This window comes from Neobacillus camarae, assembly GCF_054950115.1.
This window is the reverse complement of sequence record NZ_JBUCKX010000002.1, coordinates 631,963-654,832: the sequence shown is the minus strand read 5'-3', so window position 1 is coordinate 654,832 and position 22,870 is coordinate 631,963. Positions and strand designations below refer to the sequence as shown.

20 protein-coding genes and 1 pseudogene are annotated in these 22,870 nt (G+C 40.8%); 9 read left to right on the top strand and 12 right to left on the bottom strand.

The window, feature by feature from the left end:
* Nucleotides 1-13 precede the first annotated feature (13 nt).
* From ACY8D0_RS10855 to ACY8D0_RS10845, 3 genes are all read left to right on the top strand, one after another.
* Nucleotides 14-886, top strand: a complete 873-nt coding sequence (locus tag ACY8D0_RS10855) for a YitT family protein (protein ID WP_462410520.1) — start codon at nucleotides 14-16, stop codon at nucleotides 884-886.
* 184 nt (nucleotides 887-1,070) lie between these two features.
* Nucleotides 1,071-1,589 (top strand): CBO0543 family protein, encoded by a 519-nt coding sequence (locus ACY8D0_RS10850; RefSeq protein WP_462411343.1) that lies wholly within the window; start codon nucleotides 1,071-1,073, stop codon nucleotides 1,587-1,589.
* Nucleotides 1,590-1,702: 113 nt separating this feature from the next.
* Nucleotides 1,703-2,191 carry a hypothetical protein gene (locus tag ACY8D0_RS10845; protein ID WP_462410519.1) on the top strand — a complete coding sequence of 163 codons (489 nt, stop codon included), beginning with the start codon at nucleotides 1,703-1,705 and terminating at the stop codon, nucleotides 2,189-2,191.
* 208 nt (nucleotides 2,192-2,399) lie between these two features.
* Here ACY8D0_RS10845 and ACY8D0_RS10840 read toward each other — a convergent pair whose 3' ends face one another.
* Complete coding sequence (locus ACY8D0_RS10840) at nucleotides 2,400-3,797, bottom strand: glycoside hydrolase family 1 protein (RefSeq protein ID WP_462410518.1); 1,398 nt, start codon at nucleotides 3,795-3,797, stop codon at nucleotides 2,400-2,402.
* A 519-nt stretch (nucleotides 3,798-4,316) separates the two neighbouring features.
* On the opposite strand from ACY8D0_RS10840, the gene ACY8D0_RS10835 reads away from it, so the two are divergent.
* Nucleotides 4,317-4,559, top strand: a complete 243-nt coding sequence (locus ACY8D0_RS10835; protein WP_462410517.1) for a spore germination protein — start codon at nucleotides 4,317-4,319, stop codon at nucleotides 4,557-4,559.
* Between the two features lie 246 nt (nucleotides 4,560-4,805).
* On the top strand, nucleotides 4,806-5,423 hold the full coding sequence (locus ACY8D0_RS10830) for a DUF47 domain-containing protein (RefSeq protein WP_462410516.1): 618 nt from the start codon (nucleotides 4,806-4,808) through the stop codon (nucleotides 5,421-5,423).
* 216 nt (nucleotides 5,424-5,639) lie between these two features.
* On the opposite strand, the gene ACY8D0_RS10825 is transcribed toward ACY8D0_RS10830, so the two are convergent.
* The 10 genes from ACY8D0_RS10825 to ACY8D0_RS10780 form a co-directional block, all read right to left on the bottom strand.
* Nucleotides 5,640-6,161 carry a YczE/YyaS/YitT family protein gene (locus ACY8D0_RS10825; RefSeq protein WP_462410515.1) on the bottom strand — a complete coding sequence of 174 codons (522 nt, stop codon included), beginning with the start codon at nucleotides 6,159-6,161 and terminating at the stop codon, nucleotides 5,640-5,642.
* A gap of 134 nt (nucleotides 6,162-6,295) precedes the next feature.
* On the bottom strand, nucleotides 6,296-6,844 hold the full coding sequence (locus ACY8D0_RS10820; protein ID WP_462410514.1) for a helix-turn-helix domain-containing protein: 549 nt from the start codon (nucleotides 6,842-6,844) through the stop codon (nucleotides 6,296-6,298).
* Nucleotides 6,845-7,285: 441 nt separating this feature from the next.
* Nucleotides 7,286-8,143 carry a Cof-type HAD-IIB family hydrolase gene (locus ACY8D0_RS10815; RefSeq protein ID WP_462410513.1) on the bottom strand — a complete coding sequence of 286 codons (858 nt, stop codon included), beginning with the start codon at nucleotides 8,141-8,143 and terminating at the stop codon, nucleotides 7,286-7,288.
* Nucleotides 8,144-8,718: 575 nt separating this feature from the next.
* Nucleotides 8,719-8,901 (bottom strand): MarR family transcriptional regulator, encoded by a 183-nt coding sequence (locus tag ACY8D0_RS10810; RefSeq protein WP_462410512.1) that lies wholly within the window; start codon nucleotides 8,899-8,901, stop codon nucleotides 8,719-8,721.
* 319 nt (nucleotides 8,902-9,220) lie between these two features.
* Nucleotides 9,221-12,343, bottom strand: a complete 3,123-nt coding sequence (locus ACY8D0_RS10805; RefSeq protein WP_462410511.1) for an MMPL family transporter — start codon at nucleotides 12,341-12,343, stop codon at nucleotides 9,221-9,223.
* 3 nt (nucleotides 12,344-12,346) lie between these two features.
* The gene (locus ACY8D0_RS10800; RefSeq protein ID WP_462410510.1) at nucleotides 12,347-12,808 is read right to left on the bottom strand and encodes a MarR family winged helix-turn-helix transcriptional regulator; all 462 of its coding nucleotides are present in this window, start codon (nucleotides 12,806-12,808) and stop codon (nucleotides 12,347-12,349) included.
* Nucleotides 12,809-13,217: 409 nt separating this feature from the next.
* Nucleotides 13,218-14,462: a DUF4153 domain-containing protein gene (locus ACY8D0_RS10795; RefSeq protein WP_462410509.1), complete on the bottom strand. Its 1,245-nt coding sequence runs from the start codon at nucleotides 14,460-14,462 to the stop codon at nucleotides 13,218-13,220.
* A 48-nt stretch (nucleotides 14,463-14,510) separates the two neighbouring features.
* Nucleotides 14,511-14,720, bottom strand: a complete 210-nt coding sequence (locus ACY8D0_RS10790) for a helix-turn-helix domain-containing protein (protein ID WP_462410508.1) — start codon at nucleotides 14,718-14,720, stop codon at nucleotides 14,511-14,513.
* 11 nt (nucleotides 14,721-14,731) lie between these two features.
* Nucleotides 14,732-15,214 (bottom strand): DUF2975 domain-containing protein, encoded by a 483-nt coding sequence (locus ACY8D0_RS10785; RefSeq protein WP_462410507.1) that lies wholly within the window; start codon nucleotides 15,212-15,214, stop codon nucleotides 14,732-14,734.
* Nucleotides 15,215-15,746: 532 nt separating this feature from the next.
* Nucleotides 15,747-16,940 (bottom strand): MFS transporter, encoded by a 1,194-nt coding sequence (locus ACY8D0_RS10780; protein WP_462410506.1) that lies wholly within the window; start codon nucleotides 16,938-16,940, stop codon nucleotides 15,747-15,749.
* Between the two features lie 111 nt (nucleotides 16,941-17,051).
* Between ACY8D0_RS10780 and ACY8D0_RS10775 the strand changes: the two genes are divergently transcribed.
* A complete protein-coding gene (locus ACY8D0_RS10775; RefSeq protein WP_462410505.1) occupies nucleotides 17,052-17,873 on the top strand; it encodes a MerR family transcriptional regulator in 822 nt (273 codons plus the stop codon).
* 169 nt (nucleotides 17,874-18,042) lie between these two features.
* Here ACY8D0_RS10775 and ACY8D0_RS10770 read toward each other — a convergent pair whose 3' ends face one another.
* On the bottom strand, nucleotides 18,043-19,365 hold the full coding sequence (locus ACY8D0_RS10770) for a short-chain fatty acid transporter (protein ID WP_462410504.1): 1,323 nt from the start codon (nucleotides 19,363-19,365) through the stop codon (nucleotides 18,043-18,045).
* Between the two features lie 250 nt (nucleotides 19,366-19,615).
* Here ACY8D0_RS10770 and ACY8D0_RS10765 point away from each other — a divergent pair.
* From ACY8D0_RS10765 to ACY8D0_RS10755, 3 genes and pseudogenes are all read left to right on the top strand, one after another.
* Nucleotides 19,616-19,941, top strand: a pseudogene (locus tag ACY8D0_RS10765) (NUDIX hydrolase N-terminal domain-containing protein); the annotation flags it as partial.
* A gap of 453 nt (nucleotides 19,942-20,394) precedes the next feature.
* Nucleotides 20,395-21,813, top strand: a complete 1,419-nt coding sequence (locus ACY8D0_RS10760; RefSeq protein ID WP_462410503.1) for a M24 family metallopeptidase — start codon at nucleotides 20,395-20,397, stop codon at nucleotides 21,811-21,813.
* Between the two features lie 359 nt (nucleotides 21,814-22,172).
* On the top strand, nucleotides 22,173-22,841 hold the full coding sequence (locus ACY8D0_RS10755) for an HAD family hydrolase (RefSeq protein WP_462410502.1): 669 nt from the start codon (nucleotides 22,173-22,175) through the stop codon (nucleotides 22,839-22,841).
* Nucleotides 22,842-22,870: the final 29 nt, after the last annotated feature.

The following is a 22,870-nucleotide window of genomic DNA, read 5'->3' as shown; positions in this document are numbered from 1 at the left end:
AGGGAGGAATTGGATGGGTACAAACAAAAAAAATCAGCCCAATAAGCTAATCATGATTTTTCGAGGATTATTAGTGATGATCGGCGGATTCATCGCCGCATACGGACTGGAAACCGTTTTAATCCCCAATAACGTATCAGATGGTGGGGTGACAGGCCTTAGCATTGTCGGTTCAGAACTATTTGGACTCCCATTAGGCGTGCTAATTGCCGTCATCAATATCCCATTTATCTGGTTAGGATATAAACAAATCGGGAAAAGGTTTGCGATTAATTCCGTCATCGGAATTGCCTCACTAGCGGTGGGGACAAGCCTTATGCATCACACACCAGCGATTGTCGAAGGGGACACGCTGCTCGTGACCGTTGTTGGCGGAATTATTATTGGTTTTGGCATGGGCTTAGCCTTGCGTAACGGCGGCGCATTAGATGGGATTGATATGCTCGCCGTGCTGCTAGCCCGGAAATTACCGTTCGGGACAAGTGACTTCATTCTTTTCTTAAACGTCTTTGTTTTTATTGTCGTTTCTACCGTATTCGGTTTACAAGGCTCCATTCTTTCGGCCATTGCCTACTTTATTGCCTCTAAAGTGATTCACATTGTGGAAGAAGGTTTAAGCGGCTCGAAAACCTTTATGATTATCACGTCGGAACCTGGACTAATGGTAGAGACCATACGTGACCGTTTAGGCCGAAGCGCGACTTATAAAGAAGCCTACGGTGGTTTTACTCACGAAAGGTTTAAAGAAATCACCTGTGTGATTAACCGTTTAGAAGAAACCAAGCTGAAGGAAATCATCAGTGAAATTGACCCCAAATCCTTTGTTACCGTCTATGACGTAGCAGAAGTTAAGGGCGGTAATTTCAGAAAGAATAATATTCATTAGAAAATTCCTTGTGAACCATTACACTCAATTGCGCGAGACCGTTCACATGGTATCATTCAGCCCTAGCGAGAAGACCAATTGAAGTTTTCAATGGTGCTATGGCTTTTTTCTTTGAGGACAAAGACGCGACTATACTAATTTTCAACTTGCCTGCAGATAATAATGCAAACAAACTTTGAAATGGGTGTTTACTCTGCGTACTGCATTGGGCCTAATCCTTTTATTATGCTGCTGGAAATGGGGGGATTGGAAAAACTGGAAGAAGTACTATCCAACCATTTTATATATGATAGCCAATCAGTTTCTATATATCTTCTTTACAGACGGGCATTATTTCCTTTGGAGAATGGAAAATGAGCATTTTTTATTAAACCGGACATTTTCCGTTTTAGTAGCTGCCTTTGTGATTTTTCCATGCGTGACCATATTGTATTTGTCCCATTTTCCAAAGACCCGATTAAAGCAATTCTTGCACATAACTTTATGGGGTCTTATTCTTTGTTGTATAGAAGGAGCCATGTATTTTGCCGGAAATATAACGTATGATCATGGTTGGAATTTCTTGTGGTCCGTCGCTTTTAATTTCCTCATGGTAACCATGCTGCTGTTTCACTACTTCAAGCCGATTCCGGCTTGGTTGCTTTCTTTTATCTATATAGCTTTTTTTGTCCTCTATTTTCATGTACCATTACCCGAACATTAAATTAAAACCATAGTTTCACACCTATCAACTAAGCTATGGGGTTGAATAAAGAAGGAAATTTGGTTAAAGAATAAGCTGAAATCGAAAAGACAAAATTTCTTTGGGTGGTTACGATGAAAAATCAAAAATTGATTCTACTTGCTTTGCTGATTCTGCCTTGGTTTTCGTTACCCCTGCTTGGTAGTAAAGCATTCAGAAGGTTTCTTCCCACTGCCATCTTTATGTGTACCTTCACGAAAGCCTTGGATTTTTACGGAGAAAAGAAAAATTGGTGGAAATTTCATAAAGGGATTGGACCTTTAAACAGCATGAATTTCATGAACTTTGGCCCTTATTTCATGACCAGCTTATGGATGTTGAAATTAACTTATGGAAAGTTCCCGCTATACATCATGACTAATACTATTCTTCATATGATATTTATCTTAGGGGGAATCAAACCGGTAAAAGAATTTAATATATTTTCATTAGAAAATTTATCCAAGGTGAAATACTTAGGAGTTAATTTCATAAGGGCTTTGATTCTTTATGGTTTCCAATATATATCGGAACCTGCATATAGGAAGAACTTAATATATAAGAAGCTATTTTACAAACGTTAATGATATAAGCCCGGCTGCAGGGGATGTTAGGGGCTATCCGACAGTTAGAGAAGTTTATCCGACAGTAGCAGGAGCTTATCCGACAGTTGGAGAGGTTTATCCGACAATAACACGGGCTTTTCCGACAGTTAAAGGCGGAAACTTAATATATACTAAAAAAGAGAAGTGCTGATAACACTTCTCTTTTAGGTGTGCCTAAGCACAACCTTTATAGGGTCTCCCCATTCGTTTCAATGACCTGTTTATACCAATAAAAACTGTCTTTTGGAATACGCTTCAGATCTTTCAAGTCAAATTCTTCCCGGTCGACATAGACAAATCCATATCGCTTTTTCGAGCCTTGATGTGTGCTGACCAAGTCAATGGCCGACCAAGGGCAGTAGCCGAACACATCCACACCATCTGTTAGGGCAAGTTGGATCTGTTCAATATGCCTTCTCAGGTAATCGATTCGATACGGGTCGTGTACCTTTTCGTCTTCTTCCAGTTTATCGAAGGCACCAAGCCCGTTTTCTGTCACAATCAACGGAAGGTTATACCGGCTGAAAATTTCACGAAGGGTTGTCCGGAAACCGACCGGATCAACTTCCCAGCCAAAGTCCGTTTTTGGCAAGAACTCGTTCGTATGACCTTTGTATACGCCTGCCTCACCAATAGCCATTTCCTGGTCCCCTGTACTATTGGAATCCAATCCGTCACCCGTGCTCTCTGCCACGGTCTTCGATGTATAGTAATTGAAGGCGATGAAATCAGGCTTGGCATTCCGTAGAATCTCCATATCTCCTTCTTCAATGACTGGCGTATAGCCTTTTTCCTCCATATAGCTCCATGCAACATGGTTATACCGGCCAAACACGGCCATATCGAGATACAGCCAGTTCCGGATGGCATTGAAGTTGTTGGCTGCCAGCACGTCTCCTGGTCTAGAACTTGCCGGATAAATGTAGGAAATGTTTGGTGCCGGCCCGATTTTTGCCTCTGGAAGCATTTGGTGGCATAAAACCATCGCTTTTGCCTGTGCCAGAAGCATGTGGTGGTTTTGCTGGTACAGCTCCTGTTTTCCAGCGTTATTTCCAATAATGGCAGAACCATGCAGAATCATCATGTTCTGCTCATTAATCGTCAGCCAGTATTTCACACGGTCACCATAGTGTTCAAAAAGGGTTTTGGCATAGGATTCGAAAGCTGTGATGGTTTCCCTGTTGGACCAGCCTCCCTTTTCATGCAGCGCAAGCGGCAGGTCAAAGTGGTACATGGTCACAAGCGGCTCAATCTTGTATTTTAACAATTCATTAATCAGATTGTCGTAGAATTCGAGGCCCTTTTGATTCACCTCACCCGTGCCATTCGGGAAGATCCTGGACCATGCGATGGAGAAGCGGTATGTCTTGAATCCCATTTCCGCAAGCAGCGCCACATCTTCCTTGTAATGGTTGTAATGGTCGCTTGCCACCTTGTAATCGGTGGTTCCCTCAGGGATTTTTTTTATATCGATGACTGATTTTCCTTTTCCGCCCTGCTCTGTCCCACCTTCAAACTGATAGGCAGATGTAGACGCTCCCCAAAGGAAGTTTTCTGGAAAGGACTTTAATTTCTCATGTTTCATCTTGTTTTCCTCCTATTCACTACTATGATGTCTAAAGACAAGGCTGCCTCCAAAACAATTGTTAAAAAAGAAAAAACCTAAACTATTTAGAAAAAAGGAGACAAGAATCCCCTAGTCTAAATAATTTAGGTTTTGCCTGCTTGAACAGTAACAATCCTAATCTAGTTCCATATTTTCATTATAACAATTTTTCTGGATAAACAGAAATACTTTTCCGTACATTAGGGTAAACAGCCACTGGTTCAATGACTTTTTTCAAACAGCAGAATGAACTTAAATAGCCTAATTCCTACCTGTTAAAGCATTTCTATTCAAATAATAGGTACATAACTAGTCCAATAAACATAAATTCACATAGACTATGGATGTAACTCGGCAAATTTATACAGCAGACTGTTATCAGCATATTTAGTTTGAATATCAAAAGTGTTTTCTACCAATGAGCCTAAGTCCAATAATATGGAATATCACGAATCCGTAGAACGCCTTTAGCAATTCCGACATAAGGGACTGAAAAAAATGCCTTTTCAAATAAATATTTTTAACTTTAAAATCAATTCATTCAATAATAACTCCAATATTTCTTTAGGACCTTCTCTTCAAAACAGCCATACAGCTAACAGTAAATTGGTAGGGGGAAATTTTGTGTTGGGTGATTTTTCGCCCGCAAAGTCTTGTTCTTTTAACAAGTTTGTTGATCCTGACATTAGTGACCAAGGTCAAATCGAAAACCCCTCTTCCCCAACTTCGGACCAAACTTAATTATAGAGAGAGTCAAGAAATTCCCCCCTATTAATGATGCATACTTCCATCTTGGAGTGTGCTTTTCTTATTCCATTAGTTTTACCAATTTCGCTCTCCTTTTTAACACCATATTACACTTCTATCTTATCCTGTTTGTTTCTCAAAAAATTTTCTAAATCTATTCTGAAGTGAATGGAACCAAAGATTCTAGGGAACATTTAAGGAAGAATTCCTACTCATTTACATTAATTTGGAGGTATTAAAATGGTGGCAAAAAAGAAGGACAAGTTCTCCACTTATTTAACAAACATGTCTATCAATATAAAAGAGAGTGCCTATTTTTTTGCTGATTACAAACTTAACAATGTCAGCGACCTGAAGATTTTTGCTGAAAAGATGAAGGAATTTGAATCAAAAGGGGATACATTTGTCCATGACATCATTCAAGAATTAAATAATGCTTTTATTACCCAAATTGAAAGGGAAGATATTTTATCCTTGGCCATGAGTATGGACGATGTTCTGGACGGCATAGAGAATACCGCCTCTCTTTTTGAAATGTATTCCATAACACAAGCTGACGAATATATGCTTCAATTTGTCGAAGCCATCCGCAGCTGCTCAAATGAAATAGTAACGTCCATTGAGTTACTTTCATCCAAAAAATTACTTCCGATTAGGGAGCATGCGATTAAAATTAAAGATATTGAGTCAAAATGTGATGGACTTTTACGTAAATCGATTAAACACTTATTTGAGGTCGAAAAAGACCCCATTCGACTCATTCAATACAAAGAGATATACGAAGAGCTTGAAGATATTGCGGATTACTGCCAAACGGTGGCTAATACATTAGAAACCATTATTATGAAGAACGTCTAATTTATTCGGAAGGAATTCAAGTGCGGAGGTTTTCATGTTAATCATCCTCTTACTTGCCTTAGCTTTCGAAATTCTTAATGGCTTCCATGATACGGCATATGCCATTGCCATGTCTGTTTCAGCTTTCCTTTAGAATAATAACCTCAACAAAAAAGGCGGTTAATCCTTTTTGGATCAACGCGCCTGATAGTTTAAGTGAAAACCTTTTTGCTTCGATTACATTGCTTTTACCGTATCAGCTACACTCTCATGCTTAATATTCTTTACATCAAAGCGTAATAACTTAAAAGTGAATTGCAATATAAGTCCAATGCCAAATACAGATATTACTGTACCTATGCCAACCTTTGCACCTAACAGCCAGCCAATAATAAGAACGGTACATTCAATTAAACCCCGTATTACTCCTATGGGCACTTTGGGCATACGCTTTCCAAGTGCAACCATGAGTGCATCACGGGGTCCGCAACCGAGCGATGCCCCCATATAAAAATAGCTGCCAACGCAGATTACAACTTGTCCTAACAGGAGCATTAGCAATCCAAGCCAAAAGTTCGACATCAAGGGAACAATATGGGCAAATTGAATCAAATCCACAAACTTTCCTATGAGGATCGCATTAAGAAATGTGCCAAATCCAATTTTTTCTTTTAACGCAAAATCAATGGCAATGATAACAAAGCCAGAAACGACAACGATATTACCATACGATAGATGGGTCAGATAAGCTCCCCCCATACTGAATGCTTCCCAAGGGGCTAAGCCTATGTTAGCCTGTATACTTAAAAAAGAGCCGAGTGCATATAAAAAAAGTCCAAATATCAACCTAATTGTTCTTTTCACATAGTTATCTATAGTAGAATTCCCCCTTTCTATTCATGATAAAGAAGCATAACAATATGGACATCTTGATTTGTTAAGTTCAAATATTTATGTTTGCAATTGGCAAGAAACTGTATTGCTTCACCTTCTTGCAAATGAAACATTTTGTCTTCCACTTGTACACTGAAAACGCCCTTCGTACAGATAATATATTCCCTGATACCTGATTCATGGCGCTCGGACGCACGTTCAGAATAGGGAGCAATTACATGGCGGAATATTTCAAATTTTTTATTTGGGTCAAATTCAAATAAAACAAATAATTCAAATCCATCCCATGCAGAATAATGTTTAACCGTATCATTTGTAGCAATAGATACTTGAGGCGTTTCCGTATGCGTAAGTTGAGAGAGTGGAACATTAATCCCCTCACATATCTTTTCCAGGACAGATATTGTCGGACTTTTGGTGCACCGTTCGATTTCACTCAACATACTCTTGCTGACACCAGTTAGTATAGCTAGATGATCTAATGTAAGATTTCTTTCTTGCCGAATTCTTTTTATATTTCTACTAATAGTTTCACTTGCTGAAATCATACGCACCTCCGCAATACTATAGGAAATTATGTCCACTATAGTGGAGATTTCATTTATTTGTCAAGTATTCCTTGCCATAACGCTCTCTTTCATATGGATTATGACCATAATGTACAGTAGATTTATAAAGTGCACATTGTTCATAAAAGGCAAATTGAGGGAAGCCATAATAGCTTACTTATAAGTTAATATATCTTCAGCAATCCTCTAAAACATAGCTAAATAATTAGATGTTAAGTAATTAGTAAACTACATTCTCCTTGAATGTCTCATTTCACGCTTTGTCCACGAACCTGTAAGTTAGTGGAATAAGAAAAAGGAGCAGTTAGTAACCACTCCTTTCGCTCACTATAAACTCGGAAGTTGAACCTGACCTGCCGGCCCTGCTCCTTATTTTTTCATATGAATGCGGCGGTTGCAGCCATATAAATTGATAGATAATCACACATTCAAGACATACTTTTCGATTGCATAAGCAACACCGTCTTCGTCGTTAGTCAATGTGACAGCATCGCACAGTTCCTTCACCTGATCGTGGGCATTGCCCATTGCAATGGCTAAACCTGCCTTTTTAAACATCGGAATATCGTTTTGTTCATCGCCAATCGCGATCGTATCTTCCAACGGAATATGGAAGTGTTCGGCCAGTACTTCCAATCCATGCCCTTTGTTTCCCTCACTATGCAGGATGTCCATGCCGATGGGCAAAGAACTCGTCACTTCGACCCCATCGATGGAAGATAAGTAGTCTTTCAATCGCGTGGTTTGTTCGGCTATAAAACTCAAAACATAACAATTTTGCACTTTCATGTCCGGATTGCCCAGTATCTCATCCGTGCTTTGGAACAGATTCTGCCCCAATTCATTTGGTGATTTGCAGAATTTTTTATAATGGTCGTTTTTCACGAATTCTTCCGGCGCAAATTCCGAAGAAATCATCTGCTGGAATCTTGTTTCCCAGTCCTTAGGTGCAAAAACCCCCTGGATGGTCGATAGCTTATAAGGGAGAAATTCCTCGTCCAGCTTGTAGAGTATTTTTTCATTTTGCCTGCTGTCCAAAGAGACCAAATCGATCATTTTTCCTTCCACAAATGTGGCGTTTCCGTTGGAAGTACCGATAGGGCATTCGATGCCATATTCATACAGCAATGAAGTAATGCCTGTGATATGCCTGCCAGACATGACCGCAACGATATGCCCCTGCTCCTGAGCCTTCTTAATGACATCGACCGTGCGCTGACTGATCTTACTTTGGGAATTCAATGTCGTTCCGTCCATATCAATCGCTATTAATCTCATCTTTTCCTCCTTGCCATTCTTATAAAAGATATTTTTCGGTAATGGATAGTTTTTACCTACCATTACCCCTAGTGTTTAAAAAAAAGAAAAAACCTAAATTATTTTGAAGAAGGGTTACAATAATCTCCCGGTCAAATAATTTAGGTTTTGCCTGATTGAACAGTAACAATCCTAATCTAGTTCCATATTTTCATTATAACAATTTGGCGGGGGAACAGAAATGTTTCTATCCGCACATTAGGATCTTGGTTCATGATTACAGGCATTATTCTTCTAAAAGTGACAAAGGAGGAGCTATTAAACGTTTAATTAAACATCACGTAAAGCCTGAAATAATTGGTTTTTTCGGAGTAAGCAGCTAAAAAAATTGTCAGTTAAGCAAACGTTTGATTTAATTTCCCGAAATGCCTGTCAATTAAGAGTTTCCACAAGGAAATCGTTATAAAATTTGTCAGTTAGTCATCGTTTGGTTAAAAAGGTTACCTCTTAATCATGTAACAAATCATTCCGCTCTTCAGCGATCACTTTGATATTAAATTTATCTTGCAGCTCTTTCTCAATCTCATCCAAAATACTCATACATAAATTCTTCTGGTTCCTTCCCGCTTCAGTGATAAACACTCATCAGATAGTCGAATAACCCAGCCACTAGCGGCCAAATCATTTAAAATAACGGATAATGAATCTTTTCTAATATTCAAATGCTCTTGTATTTCTTTTTGCGTCATACCATCGCCCATATCCCATAAACATAACAAAACGTTTAAGGTTTTTAAGCAGCTGACTCCTTCACTTCAAAAGGATATCTAATACATGCTGGTGCATGATGGTTATTTCTATGTTCATATCCTTATCAAAAAAGGAATCCCGTCATATAAGGATGAGCGGGATTCTTTTTTCTACATAACTTGTAGCCAATGCTGTCTACAAAAAGTGAAGCACTAGAAAGGTACCCATGTTCTCCCCCTACGATCTAAATGAAAAAACAAACGAGGGTCATCCAAAGATGATCCTCGTTAACTAGTTTCCTATTAAAAATTTTATTCACAAGAACCGCCCACGCGGCTCTCCATACCTTTAGTTGCTCGGTCGTTTGAATGGCCACCAGTTGGCGTTGCCAAAGTTTTTGACCATGACTGGAACAAATAACGGCAGGATGACAAAAGCGTATAGAAGCAGTCCTGTTAGAATGATAGAAGCGATTTGCACTAGGGATAACATTCCCGAAGGCATCATCGCGGCAAAAGTTCCGCCTAAGATAATGGCGGCCGAGATAATGACGGTACCCATTTTTTTCATAGCCATGTGCATCGCTTCGCTTACCGACAAATCCTTATACTCGTTAAACCGGTCCATCAAGAAAATACTATAATCTACGCCAAGGGCCATGAGAATAACAAAAGCAAAGAATGGAACGGCCCAGCTGATGCCCGTATATCCAAAGAATTTCATAAATATCACTTCGTTAATCGACATCGCTGTATAGTACGTAATAATCAGCGAACCAATCAAGTACGCCGGCATTATGATGGAACGGAATAGGAAAATCAAGATAATCGCGATTCCGATCAGCATGTAAACAACCGTCCGGGTATAGTCCTGATTGGACACCGATTGCAGGTCTTTATTGGTGCTGGTAATCCCGCCTACAGCAACCACGGCATTTTCCAGTTTCGTCCCTTTGATCGCCTGCTTCACCCCAGACTTAATCGCATCAACCTGGTTAATTGCTTCATTGGAGTACGGACTTTTCTTGAAGACCACATCCATCGTCATGACTTTTCGGTCCGGTGAGAAATAGGTATCAAGCACTTGTTCAAAGTCCTTGCTCTTCAGCATCTCCTCCGGCAAATAAAACGCCGAAGTCACGGACAATCCATCGATATAATCTTGGGCAGACGCCAGGCCATCAGAAATTTGGTTGAGACCGTCCACACTTTGGCCAAGACCGTCTGTTAATTGAGTCATTTGGTCGTCAAGACCGCCGAAGCCGTCCAGTAATTGCTGCTGCCCTTGATTAATTTTCGAAACACCGCCAGTCACATCCGGGAACTTATCAACAATCTGGCCTTGACCGTTTGCCAGCTGGTCCAGTCCAGCCTGTTGCGCAGAAATGCCATCGATGACTTGCTGAAGCCCTGGCCCAAATGCGGCTTGGCCCTCGACGATTTTTGCGTAATTTTCGTTGGCGGTATTGATTCCCGCCGTAAGCGGCGCCAGTCCCTTATTCAACTCTGTAAGAGTACCGGAAAGCTGGGCTAACGGCCCCTGAGCAGCTTGGACTGTCCCTTTGATTTTCCCATATTCCGGAGAATTGTTGATGCCTTGGTATTCATTTTCAATGGTGGAAAAATCACTACTCGTGATTTGCGAGAGACTGGAAGAAATCCCGGCAATTCCTTGCCCCACTTGCTGGTACCCACTGTTTAGTTTGGTTAAATTGGTACCTGCTTCTTGGTACCCTTTTAAAAGTGTTTGGTGGTAGGTTAACAGCTCTTCCGCTTTGGACTTCGCCTCCGCCAATCCTGATTTTATCTGGGTGGAGCCCGCAGAACCTTGCCGAATTCCACTCTCAATTTTCGCTAAGTTGGTTTGAATTTCAACCAAGCCTGATTGAAGATCCTTTGTCCCCGTGACCAATGAACCAATCCCATCGGTCGCCGTTTTTAACTGCGGAGACGATTGAACCAGTTGATTCTCGGCCTGATGCAAGCCATCGCTGATTTGGTCGATGCCGTCCTTCCCTTCACCGAGGCCTTCACTCAAGGTTTTGGCTTGTTTGGACACATACAAATCCTCAATCGGCTCACCTACCGGCCTAGTGGCTGAACGGACTTTGTCGACTAAATTAACTTTTTCCAAGTTCGCTGAAATGTTTTCAACCACATTCAAGTATTCTAGTGAATCCATTTTTTCATCGTTCTTAATGACCACCTGGGTGGACATCGCCTCACCAGGGCTGAAGCTATCGGCAATGGCATTAAAGCCTTTAATCGCCGGGATATCGTCGCTTACCTCTTCCAGGGAGTTAAACGAAAGGGTTCCCTTATGTGTCACAAGGAATGGAACACAAACTACTGCCACAATCAGTAATGCCAGCAGTGGTCTGGCAAGCGAGAATTTGCCTGCTGCCCCCCACAGTTTGTTTTCCCCATGCTCTGCCGCCTTTTTCGATGGCCAATAGATTTTTAGCCCAAGCACCGCCATGAAAAATGGCACAATCGTAAATAAAGCAATCAAAAGAATCGCGACACCAACCGCAACAGCGGCAGCGGATTGATACAATTGGAATTGGGAAAATCCAATGGCCGCAAAGCCGATCATGACGGCCAATCCGCTAAAGAATACCGTACGACCGGCATTTTTATAGGTGGCAACAATCGCATCGGCAATCGACTCCTGCTGTCCCACTTCTTCTTTAAATCGGCTTAACAGCAAAATACAATAATCCGTTCCGATTCCGAATAACACCGCGACCAGGAAAATCTGCGTGTAACTGGAAATCGGAAAGTCTACTTTATCCACTAGGAAGGCGACAATCGATTGGGAGGTCAAATAACTGAATCCAACCGTGATTAACGGAATAAACGGTGCGACTACCGAGCGGAAAACAAGCAGCAATACCGCTAAAATAAAGACGACCGTAATTCCTTCTGTTTTTTTCAAGCCTTCCTGCGAGCTGGTCATCAAGGCTTCATTGATCAGCCAGCTGCCTGTATAATAGTGGTCGACTTTGACATCATCGACGGTTTTATAAAGCTGTTCCCGAAGCTCTTTATCCGTGATGTTCTTATTCCACGTATGTTTAATCGAAACCATGATGGTTTTTCCATCTTTGGATACGAGTTGATCCTTAAGACTTTTCTCGTTAAAGTGAGTGAGAATCTCCGTGATGCCCAGCTCTTTCTTATTATCTTCCAGCTCACGGACAGCCTTCTCCGCTTCTGCGATTTCTGCACTCGTCAGTGTTTTATCGCTATGAAAAACAAGCGCCACCGTTGCGATATCGCCAACGTTCTTTTTCGCTTGGACCTCATCCATTATTTTTCTGGCCAAGTTTGAGGAATAGCCTTCAGGAACGGCAATTTCCCCTTTTTCCTTCACCAGGTCGCCCATGTTCGGCGCAACGAGGAATAACCCAACCGCTACCGCAATCCAGGCGGCCAGCACAACCCATTTCCCTTTTAAAATTGCTCTCACCGTTTACTCCCCCAACATCTCATCTTTGGTTGCCAAAATGATTCGATTCAGCTTTTCATAAGTTTGAATAAATCTCTCAATTTCGTCCCGATCGAATTGCTCGATAAAGGAACTCACGAGCTGATAGATCCGCAGCTCTGTCTCACGAAATAAATCCCTTCCCACATCGGTTAAGGTAAGGTACACGACGCGCCGATCCTGTTCATCGCGCGTTCGCCGAATGAATCCCTTCTTTTCCAGCCGGTCAATAATCGCCGTAATCGCACTCTTATTGACAGAAAACACTTCGGCAAGCTCGGAAGAAGTACATCCTTCCTTCTGATCAATATACCGTAGTATGTAATGCTGATCGTTGGTCAAATCATCTCCCATCTGACACTTAATCAGCTGCCCGCCATTTTTCTCAATGGAGAAAGTAAGATGAAGATACTTATCCACAATCTCTTTAATCTGCGCACTATCCAAAACTTGTTCACCTCGATAACAGTTAACCTATTGAACTATTTTACCTGTTTAAGATATTACAGAGGACAGTTGTTTGTCAAGAACAAGGAAGAACCAGGGAGTCGGTTCTCCTGGCATTCATCGCTACAAAAATCGCCCCGTCCCCAAATAAGCCAGCAGAACCGGTCGTAGTCACTTAAAATCTTGTTACGGGTCCAAGCCTCTCTACGAGACCGTATACTCTGAAAAATGCGGTTTTGGGTCACGTAGACTGCCTCTACGTGACCATATACTCTGAAAAATACGGATTTGGGTCACGTAGACTGCCTCTACGTGACCATATACTCTGAAAATTGCAGATTTGGGTCACGTAGACTGCCTCTCTGCGTGACGGTTAGTGTTATTCTGTGGTTTTGAACCGGCCCCATGACTAAAGCATGATTGGAAAAGCAAAGGTAACGAAAGCGGCCCAAAGTCCGTAGACCGGCAAATATTTCGTAACGGCATCTTGGATAGTGGAAATTCCAGATTTGTTTTGGAGAAAACGCAGATAGGAGAGCATAATCCAAATTAGATTTGCCCAGATAAGTATGTTTACTCCTAAAACAGCAAGTCTATTAGGGGTAATCCCATAAGAAGAAAGTCGGAACACGATGGCCGACAAAGCCACACTGTCAATGATAAGCGCAAGAACAATTAAGGCAAAGTTCACATAATCTGATATGTTCTTTTTCTCGTCTGAGTCGCTTTCAGTAATAGAAAATATAGTAACGGCCAATACACCAAGGAGTATTCCATTGAAGGCGATCAGGAAATTGCGGTCCAAGAATGGATTTTTCCCGACCCATATAACCGTTATAAGATAGACCAACAATGTGACCAAAACAAGTGGACTAAAAATTTTAGCTAGATAGGGTGTAATATTCTTAGCCAGTTTAAGATTCATTGATACTAGGAAGGCCGCCACAATAGCGAGAGCGGCTGCACCAAATAAAACGACATTACTAAAATAGAAGTCTTCTATATCCAAGCCAACAAAGCTAAATAACTTCATGGTTAATGCTGCTAGCACCATTCCGCTCACTGCCATGCTGGCGTAAAGAATACCATATTCCAAATTAAACTTAATATAGGATAATCTTGCACTGCCTTTTGAATACTCATTCCCTGTATAGGCAAGCCCTGCCAATACCCATAAGAATATGGGAAGGTGCAAATAGGAAAGGATCATACTGTCTTTATCACTTAATGGCAGCATATTAAGATAAACCCCGGGAATGAGGAACAACGCTACAAGGGAATAAATAACACTTTTTTTCGGAGTATTATTGTAAACAAAATAGGCAGCAATAAAGGGAATGACTCCAAAAACCAGGTTAATGGGAGCAATGGCTTCCAGTTCGACAAAATGGAAAATGATCCTGGTGCTGATCCCGGCCAGAAGAGCTAAAATGCCCATGAATAAGAAGCTTTTTTGAAGCAAGGAAGACTTTTCTTTATTTGTCCTCTCCTTGAAATGCAATCTTTCATACCAAACTCCAAGAACTTGAGAATCGGGATTTTGTTCCCAGACTTGTAAGAAGGATTTCTTAAAAGCTCTCGGGTCTTTTCTATATATCCTCTCCAGCTCATGAGGGTTAGCCATATTTTCAATGATCAAACTGTATATGTCCATAGTTATACCTCCTACAATAATTGTGACTTTCAGTTTTCTCCACAATGTTTAACTTTCACTTTTGTATTCTAAAATATCTCCTGGCTGACATTCTAAAGCCTTACAAATTGCCGCTAGAGTGGATAATCGAATCGCTTTTGCCTTTCCATTTTTCAAAATAGAAAGGTTCGCCATGGTGATTCCAACCTTCTCCGAAAGTTCTGTAACGCTCATTTTTCTTTTTGCTAACATCACATCAATATTGATTATGATCGACATTGTTATTCACCTCAAACCGTTAAATCATTTTCTGATTTGATATCAATTGCTTCTTGTAAAAGTTTTTGGAGAACTGCCGAAAAAACGGCGATAACCATAGAGGCAAAAGGAACAATCAATCCGATAAAGATAACTCCTGGTGCGTCGTCTACTTCCGCAAAGATATAGAAGAGCGGCCAACATAGTACATGCAAAATACTAATGGTGATGGCACTGTATTTGATTTTCTTTAGAGCCATTATGGATAAATCGGAGAAAGCATTATTTTTGTCAATATAGCGCAAGAGTTTGAAAGCCTGATACAAAGCAAAGTAAAAAGGGATCGCCGATGCATCAAAAACGATGTAAACAAGATATTTTATCAAATCAAACTCTGGAAGCAATTTTGCTGCAAGATTTGCCATCTCAGGTACCGCAAAGATGCACAGAGCAAGAACTGGGACTCCTAAAAGGATAACAGCTATTTTTAAAAACAAGGTTGTTACCTTTTCCATAAAAAGCACCTCACCTATTTATTATGATTTTGATTTTAATACAATATTTATCGTTTTACAATAAACATTTATTAAATTTAAAGATATTTTTATTGTTTAATTTTTATCTATGTAAAAATAAAAAGCATTCCTCATTCACAGAAATGCTCCATAGCCAACTGTCCTTTACTTTAATAACAAATTAACCGCCACTTTAGCAATTATGTTCTTTGACGCTTAATCAATCGTGAAGAATCCAAACCCGCTCTCCCTATTTCAACATAAAACAATTTCAGGGATATCGCCCGTTCCAGTCGCAATAGCGTACAATCGGAGGTTTTGCGCGCAAAAAGGCACAACTAGCGGATAATGGCTGGTTGTGCCTTAGCTGTTAGATATTTTGGATTTCATTATTTCGCACAGAACCGTTTCAAACAGATAAAGGACAAATTCTATTATTTGGTACCCTATAAAGGCTTTGCGACCGTACCGATGGTTTTTCACAGCGTTCGGTTCGTTCATAATAGGCAATAAGCTATTTAGTCAGGTGTGCTTAATCCGGTACCGCGTTGACTTTATGAATGGAGTCATCTTCAGGTTCCTTCCAAAACTTAGTTAAAGCGACCCCTAGCGCTACGACAACAGCTGCAAAATAGAAGGGGTAGTTAATATCCATATCAAATAAAATTCCCCCTAATATGGGTCCACTAATGTTCGCTAAACTGGTAAACATCGAATTCATTCCACCCACGAAGCCTTGTTCCTTGCCGGCGATACCGGAAAGATAGGATGTAACAGCAGGCCGGAATAAATCAAATCCTACAAAAACAGTAATGGTCACAAGGAAAATAAACCAATAAGAATGCACCATGGTCATGAAAAAGACGAGAACAGCTGATAAAACCAAGCAATATCGGATCAGTCTAATTTCGCCCCACATTTGGGTGAGCCGATTAAATAAACCGACTTGTGCCACTGCGCCAACCAATGCCCCACCCGTGACGACAACAGCGATTTCGAATGGCTTAAATTGAAATTTGTGGTCCACAAACAAACTAAAGAACGATTCAAAAGCAGCCAATCCAAAAGAGGCAATAAAAATTAAAATAAACGCAAAGAAATATTGAGGCGCCAACATCCGTTTCAAGCCCGTTTTACCACCAGTAGCGTGTGGATTCGTAGTAGCTGCCGCGCGTTCTGGCTCAGCTATTAGGATCAGCGTCAGGATGGCAGCAATGGTGCCAAGTGCACCACAAAACAGAAAGGGGATTCGCGTCCCAAATTCCGCTAGAAAGCCGCCGATACCAGGGCCGATAATAAATCCGGTGCTGATGGCGGCTGACATATACCCGAGTGCTTTAGGGCGGGTATCCAAACTCGTGATATCAATAATAAAAGCCGTAACTGCCGGCATAATGAAAGCCGCGCTAATACCGCCTAAAACCCGCGAAACCATTAACCATTCAATTTCACTGCTGATTCCAAACAAAAATTCCGAGATCCCGAAAATTAATAAACCCATGACAATCATGATTTTCCGGCCAGCTCGATCGGCGGCTTTCCCCGCAAAAGGGGAAACAATCAATTGCGAAGTGGCAAACGCGGCTGTCAAATAACCGACGGTTGTTCCGGTTATGCCTAACTCTGCCATAAGCCTAGGCATAACCGGAATGATGAGACCAATTCCCAAAAACGCAATGAATAAGTTCGTTAATAATAACCCTAAGGTGACTTTTTCCGTTTTCATCTTCTAGTTTCTCCTTTACAAAGCAAATGACTGAACTCTGTATTGGCTTTTCATTTACAATTTTTATCCTAGTGTATATAGTTACTATATAGTCAAGGATGGTGTTAGAAAATGAGTAAAAAGATGGGGAAGTTTTTATCGACAGGTGAATTTGCAAAACTATGTAAGGTAAACAAACAGACTCTTTTTTATTATGATCAAATTGGTCTGTTGTCCCCCATCGTGAAGGATGAAAAGGGATACCGATATTATTCTATTCAACAATTAGAGGTATTCATGGTGATTGGGTTATTGAAGGAGATTGGCATGTCTTTAGGAGACATCCAACAATACATGCAAAATAAATCGCCTGAAAGTTTTTTGAGTTTAATGTATCGAAAAAAAGAGGAAATTACAAAGAAGCGTCAGGAAATGGAAGCGAAGGAAAAAATGATGGAAACTACCATCGAGTTAATGAAACAAGCATCACAGCTTGACTTCCAGGACATCACGCTCGAGGAATTACCAGAGGTGACTCTTTATTTAAGCAGGAATATCGAGAATACAGCTGGTGATGATTTTGTCAAAGTCGTTTCCGATTTTATTGATGAGTTATATGAATTACATCTTGATACAGGCTATCCAATCGGCGGTATAACCAAACGAGAGCAAGTGTTAAAAGGAGAATTCACGAATTATAGCTATTTATATATAGAGCAGCCCGAACCGAAGGCAGGTCATCCGTATTTTAAATCGGTGAAGGGAAGTTTTCTAATTGGCTACCATATTGGGGATGAAAAAACGATACATAAAACGTATAAGCGGCTGTTTGCAGAGATGGAACGGTTACATGTATCTTTAGGAGATTATGTGTTTGAAGAATATGTGTATGATACGCTTGTCAAAAATCGCAAGGAAGATTATGTGACCAAAATTATGATACAAGTGAGGTAAGGGGACGGTACTTCCGCTTCAACTGGTTTATCGGATGTCAGCTACGCAACAAATTCCTAGGTTGCTTGAGGATGTGTCAGGTGGATTTGAGTTACGTGCGGCTGCTCGATATCGATTGCAGCGTCGGGGGAGTCTCCTTAGCCCCGTACTCCCCCACCCACGCACTGTATCAATAAACAAATAACATTAGAACGGTGGTAATAATTCCGACCCAAATACTTAATAGAAAACAATATCCCATGATATGACGAATATGAAGGCCAACAACACTTAGGATTGGTAAAGCCCAGAAAGGCTGGATTAAGTTAGTCCAGGCATCCCCCCAGCCGACTGCCATGGCGGTTATAGCCGGGTCAACCCCGAGATGGATTCCTGCCGGAACTTGAAGCGGACCCTGCAACGCCCACTGCCCTCCCCCAGAAGGAGCAAGCATGTTAACCAGTCCGGCAGTCCAATAAGTAAAAATATCAAACGTCTCTTTGCTGGCAACCGAAGTCATACCATTAATAATTTTCTCAGCCAGCCCAGAGCTGCCGAGAACGGCAATGATCCCCGCGTAAAACGGAAATTGAAGAATAATAGGAGAAATAGCTGAAGCGGCCTCCTTGAACGCTTTAGCATACTGGAATAACGATTTATGCATAATCAATCCAAGCGACAGAAACGCAAGGTTGATCATATTTAAGTCCAAATCTTTTCCCTTGCTGAACTCAACCACAAGATAAACGACCCCAATTAATCCGGTGATAATGCCAAGGAATGGGGTGTTTTCTAATCTTCTTGCCGGAGTGGCCGCTGTTTCAGCCGTTAATGCCTTCTCCTCCACTATTTCTGGATTTTCAGGTGATGTGTAAGAAATAATATCCTTTTTCGGTGCCATTAGGACGATAAAAATGGGAATGGTTATTAAAAGGGCAAAAAAGATAATGATGGTTCCTGGGTTGAAAATTGTTTCCGATGTAGGTATGACTCCCATCACCTTTTCGAGAAAATGGCCTTTTGTCGCCACCGTAAGGCCAATTGAGCTGGATAAGCCGGCCGTATAAAGTACCGTTGGAGCATAAGCGGATGCAACTAATAGAGGAAAATGGGCAGTTTTGTTTCGTTTCCCGACTTCCCTCGCGATAATCGCTCCGACGACCACAGCGAGTCCCCAATTTATATAATAGGCTGCGGAGGATACCAAGAAAGTAAGGATATAGGCTTGGTTAGCGGTTTTAGCCCTGGACGCCAGGGCTTCCAACATGCGCCGGACAATAGGAACAGAGGCCAGCGTCATGCCGGTCATCAATAAGAGCACCATTTGCATGGTGAAAGCCAGATAGACCCAGAAACCATTTCCAAATGATTGAAACAATTCAACCGGTGCAGAGGGTTTTGAGAGGAAACCAAGCAAAAAGACAAGAAGAGTCATTAATACAGCAATTACAAAGGCATCAGGAAGATACTTTTCGACTAATCTCGACACCCGATCCGCTATCCTGTTTAACACGAAATCACTCCCCTTTGCTCAAATTAGTACATTCTATCGTTCGAACAGAATGATTATGACAAATTGTTTATGTGCCAAAGGGCTGGTTCTTATAGCGAACAATCGAAAGTTTAGTGCGCAAATAGTATGTAGCTGAGACTGCGGCCACTAGTAAAGTTTTAAAATCAAGGGGTAAAAATTTTGTTCAATATTAAACTAGTTACTATAGAGTTAAATTTAGAAAATGGCAGGAAAACCCGAAGGTGAAAATATGGACCATAAGTGGTTGGATTGGGCAAAACAGCTTCAATCTATTGCACAAGCTGGACTAACTTACTCAAAAGACCTGTATGACATCGAGAGATTCCAGCAAATACGCCAAATGAGTATGGAAATCATGTCACAATACACAAACACGCAATTGGAGATTATTAATGACTTGTTTGCAAATGAAACAGGTTATGCACACCATAAGTGGATATTAGAGCGGTCGTTTTTCAGGATGATAAAATACTCATGGTAAAAGAGAAAATGGATGGTGCCTGGTCCTTGCCTGGGGGTTGGGCTGATATCGGGTTAACCCCAACTGAAGTAGCATAGAACTTTATCAAGCCACTACATTGCAGTGGCTTGTTATCTGTTCAAACTCCCAGGTCTGTTAAACTTGATACACGAGAACCGTCCCTGCGTTCCAAATCTCTTAAACATGCGACACAACAAACTCCGCATTTCCGTTAATTTTATTGGCACCTATCCCGTTTCATATCCGATACGGACTGAAAACATAAACGTATGTATAAATTGATCCGGTTTTGCAACCCAGGTCATTTTGATTGATAGGATGTTGAATAGTCGTTGTATGTTATGCTGGTTCACACAAAGTTGATTACCGTTGCAAATATGACTAAAGTTATATAGAGAAAAAGGAAAATGCAAAAGCCACAACAGAAAAGTACCATCTCTACACGATTGCCATCAAGGAGTCCTTTACATTGTGATGCACAAGAACCATCCCCGTGTTTCACTGGAACGGATTAGGAGGAATAGAAAATGCAAGATATAACAGAAAAATATAGCAGGAACAACTTTTCTTTATCGAAAGTACCCTATCTTGAAATGGAATTTAATGATCACACCGTATTTTTATCAGATCGTACCTATCAAGAAAGAAAAGAAAAACTGCTTGAAGCGATGAATCAAAAGAAAATCGATCTCGTTTTTATCTATGCGGACCGGGAACATGGCTCCAATTTTGAGTATTTGACAGGTTTCATTCCCCGATTTGAAGAAGCATTATTAGCCATAGAGGCTAACGGCATGGCCACATTATTCCTGGGTAATGAAAATCTAAAAATGGCCAAATACTCTCGATTACCGTCGGAACTTGTTCATGTCCCTTACTTTTCTTTACCAAATCAGCCTATGGAAAATGAAAAAAGTTTTAAAGACATGATGGGAGATGCCATTGATTTTAGAGGAAAAAATATTGGTATTGTGGGCTGGAAGGTGTTTACGAGTCAATATGAAGATAATCAGCAATTATTTGATGTTCCCTATTTCATTGTAGAGACCTTACAAACCTTAGCACAGGAATATTCTGCAAAAGTATTCAATGCCAGCAGCATTTTTATAGGCGAAAACGGCGGCATTCGAACCCTTAATAACGCAGATGAGATTCACTATTATGAATTTGGTTCAAGTTTGGCTTCAGATTGTGTACTGGAGACAATCAACCATATAGAAATCGGGAAAACCGAAACGGAATTGGCCTCCCTCCTATCAAGATTTGGGCAGCCCCATAACGTCACAACGATCTGTGCCACTGGCGAGCGCTTTACGAATGCCGTTATTTATCCGAGAAACAAAGCCGTAACGCTTGGCGATAAGTTTTCGATTACCACCGGCTATAAAGGGGGCTTAACCAGTCGGTCTGGGTATGTCGTAAGGGAATCGGACGAACTTCCAAATGAGGTTCAGGATTATTTAGAAAGAGTGGCGATCCCTTATTATTCGGCTGTAGTGGCGTGGCTAGAATCCATTAAAATCGGGATGACCGGCGGCGAATTATATCAGGTAATCGAAACGGTCTTGCCGAAGGATCAATACCATTGGCATTTGAATCCGGGTCACTATGTATCCGATGAGGAATGGCTATCTTCTCCTATATATAGCGGGTCCAATACGGTTTTAAAAAGCGGCATGTTATTTCAAGTTGACATTATTCCATCGGTTCCCAATTACGGAGGGGCCAGTGCAGAGACTGGAATCGCGCTGGCTGATGAAGAATTGCGGAAGGAAATAGAAACTACCGATCCAGAGTTATGGGAGAGATTTAGCAGGAGAAGAAACTATATCGAAGAGGTATTGAATATCAAGCTCCATCCGGAAGTTCTCCCTTTATCCGATACCGTAGGATACTTTCGACCGTTTTTGTTAAATAAAGAAAAGGCGTTATTATTTCACCCATAAGCCTAAAACAGAGCTGCCATTACGGCAGCCCTGTTTACACATAAGGCTCTGTTATAACGGAAAGTTTATTTCACTGAGTATGAAAAATAAACGGTAAAATTCCGTCTAAGTTGGGAAATACCCTTATTTCCTTAAATATAAAGGAAGTTTTTCCGTTTATATGATCCAAGTCTTTGGATTTTGTCTTATTTAGAGTAGTTACTCGGAATATCTCCGCTTATATTTGCCTTTTAAGCCTCCTCCATATACCTTAAACGGAAATTCTCCGCCTATGAATTCTCGTACTCACTTGAAAATCAACAATGAATAAAAACAGAGCCTACAATATGGTAAACTTTAAAGGCGAAGGGGGAGAAAAAATGCGACAGTCAATCATCTTTGATATGGATGGGACACTTTTTCAAACAAATAAAATCTTAGAAATATCTCTGGACGACACTTTTAATAGATTAAGGTCTCAAAACCTATGGAACAGCCCTACACCTATTGAAAAGTATCGTGAAATAATGGGTGTACCTCTCCCAAAAGTATGGGAGGCATTATTGCCGGATCATTCAAAAGAGACTAGAGAACAAACAGATGCCTATTTTCTAGAAAGACTCATTGAAAATATCAAAAGTGGCAAAGGGGCATTATATCCGAATGTAGAGGAAGTTTTTCGTTTTTTGAAAGAAAATGGTTGTTCCATTTACATAGCAAGCAATGGATTAACGGATTATTTGGAGGCCATTGTTAGTTATTATCATTTGGATGCTTGGGTGGATGAGACGTTCAGTATCCAACAGATACAATCGCTGAATAAAGCAGATTTAGTCAAAAAAATCATCGGAAAATACCATCTTACCAATGCAGCTGTAGTCGGTGATCGCCTTTCGGATATAAAAGCGGCTAAAGAAAACGGTCTAGTCAGCATCGGATGCCGTTTTGACTTCGCACAGGAAGAGGAACTGGCCCAGGCTGATATCGTTATAGGCGGTTTAATAGAATTGAAAACAATTATACCCAAGTTGATGGATTCTCAACCTTAATTTACATAAAAGGACTGCTTTTTGGCAGT

Coding starts and splice junctions, on each gene's coding strand:
- ACY8D0_RS10855 (WP_462410520.1), top strand. CDS start 14: ATGGGTACAAACAAAAAAAATCAGCCCAATAAGCTAATCATGATTTTT.
- ACY8D0_RS10795 (WP_462410509.1), bottom strand. CDS start 14,462: ATGGACATATACAGTTTGATCATTGAAAATATGGCTAACCCTCATGAG.
- ACY8D0_RS10755 (WP_462410502.1), top strand. CDS start 22,173: ATGCGACAGTCAATCATCTTTGATATGGATGGGACACTTTTTCAAACA.
- ACY8D0_RS10760 (WP_462410503.1), top strand. CDS start 20,395: ATGCAAGATATAACAGAAAAATATAGCAGGAACAACTTTTCTTTATCG.
- ACY8D0_RS10835 (WP_462410517.1), top strand. CDS start 4,317: ATGCCTTTTCAAATAAATATTTTTAACTTTAAAATCAATTCATTCAAT.
- ACY8D0_RS10845 (WP_462410519.1), top strand. CDS start 1,703: ATGAAAAATCAAAAATTGATTCTACTTGCTTTGCTGATTCTGCCTTGG.
- ACY8D0_RS10825 (WP_462410515.1), bottom strand. CDS start 6,161: ATGGGGGGAGCTTATCTGACCCATCTATCGTATGGTAATATCGTTGTC.
- ACY8D0_RS10775 (WP_462410505.1), top strand. CDS start 17,052: ATGAGTAAAAAGATGGGGAAGTTTTTATCGACAGGTGAATTTGCAAAA.
- ACY8D0_RS10780 (WP_462410506.1), bottom strand. CDS start 16,940: ATGAAAACGGAAAAAGTCACCTTAGGGTTATTATTAACGAACTTATTC.
- ACY8D0_RS10815 (WP_462410513.1), bottom strand. CDS start 8,143: ATGAGATTAATAGCGATTGATATGGACGGAACGACATTGAATTCCCAA.
- ACY8D0_RS10790 (WP_462410508.1), bottom strand. CDS start 14,720: ATGTCGATCATAATCAATATTGATGTGATGTTAGCAAAAAGAAAAATG.
- ACY8D0_RS10785 (WP_462410507.1), bottom strand. CDS start 15,214: ATGGAAAAGGTAACAACCTTGTTTTTAAAAATAGCTGTTATCCTTTTA.
- ACY8D0_RS10820 (WP_462410514.1), bottom strand. CDS start 6,844: ATGATTTCAGCAAGTGAAACTATTAGTAGAAATATAAAAAGAATTCGG.
- ACY8D0_RS10830 (WP_462410516.1), top strand. CDS start 4,806: ATGGTGGCAAAAAAGAAGGACAAGTTCTCCACTTATTTAACAAACATG.
- ACY8D0_RS10840 (WP_462410518.1), bottom strand. CDS start 3,797: ATGAAACATGAGAAATTAAAGTCCTTTCCAGAAAACTTCCTTTGGGGA.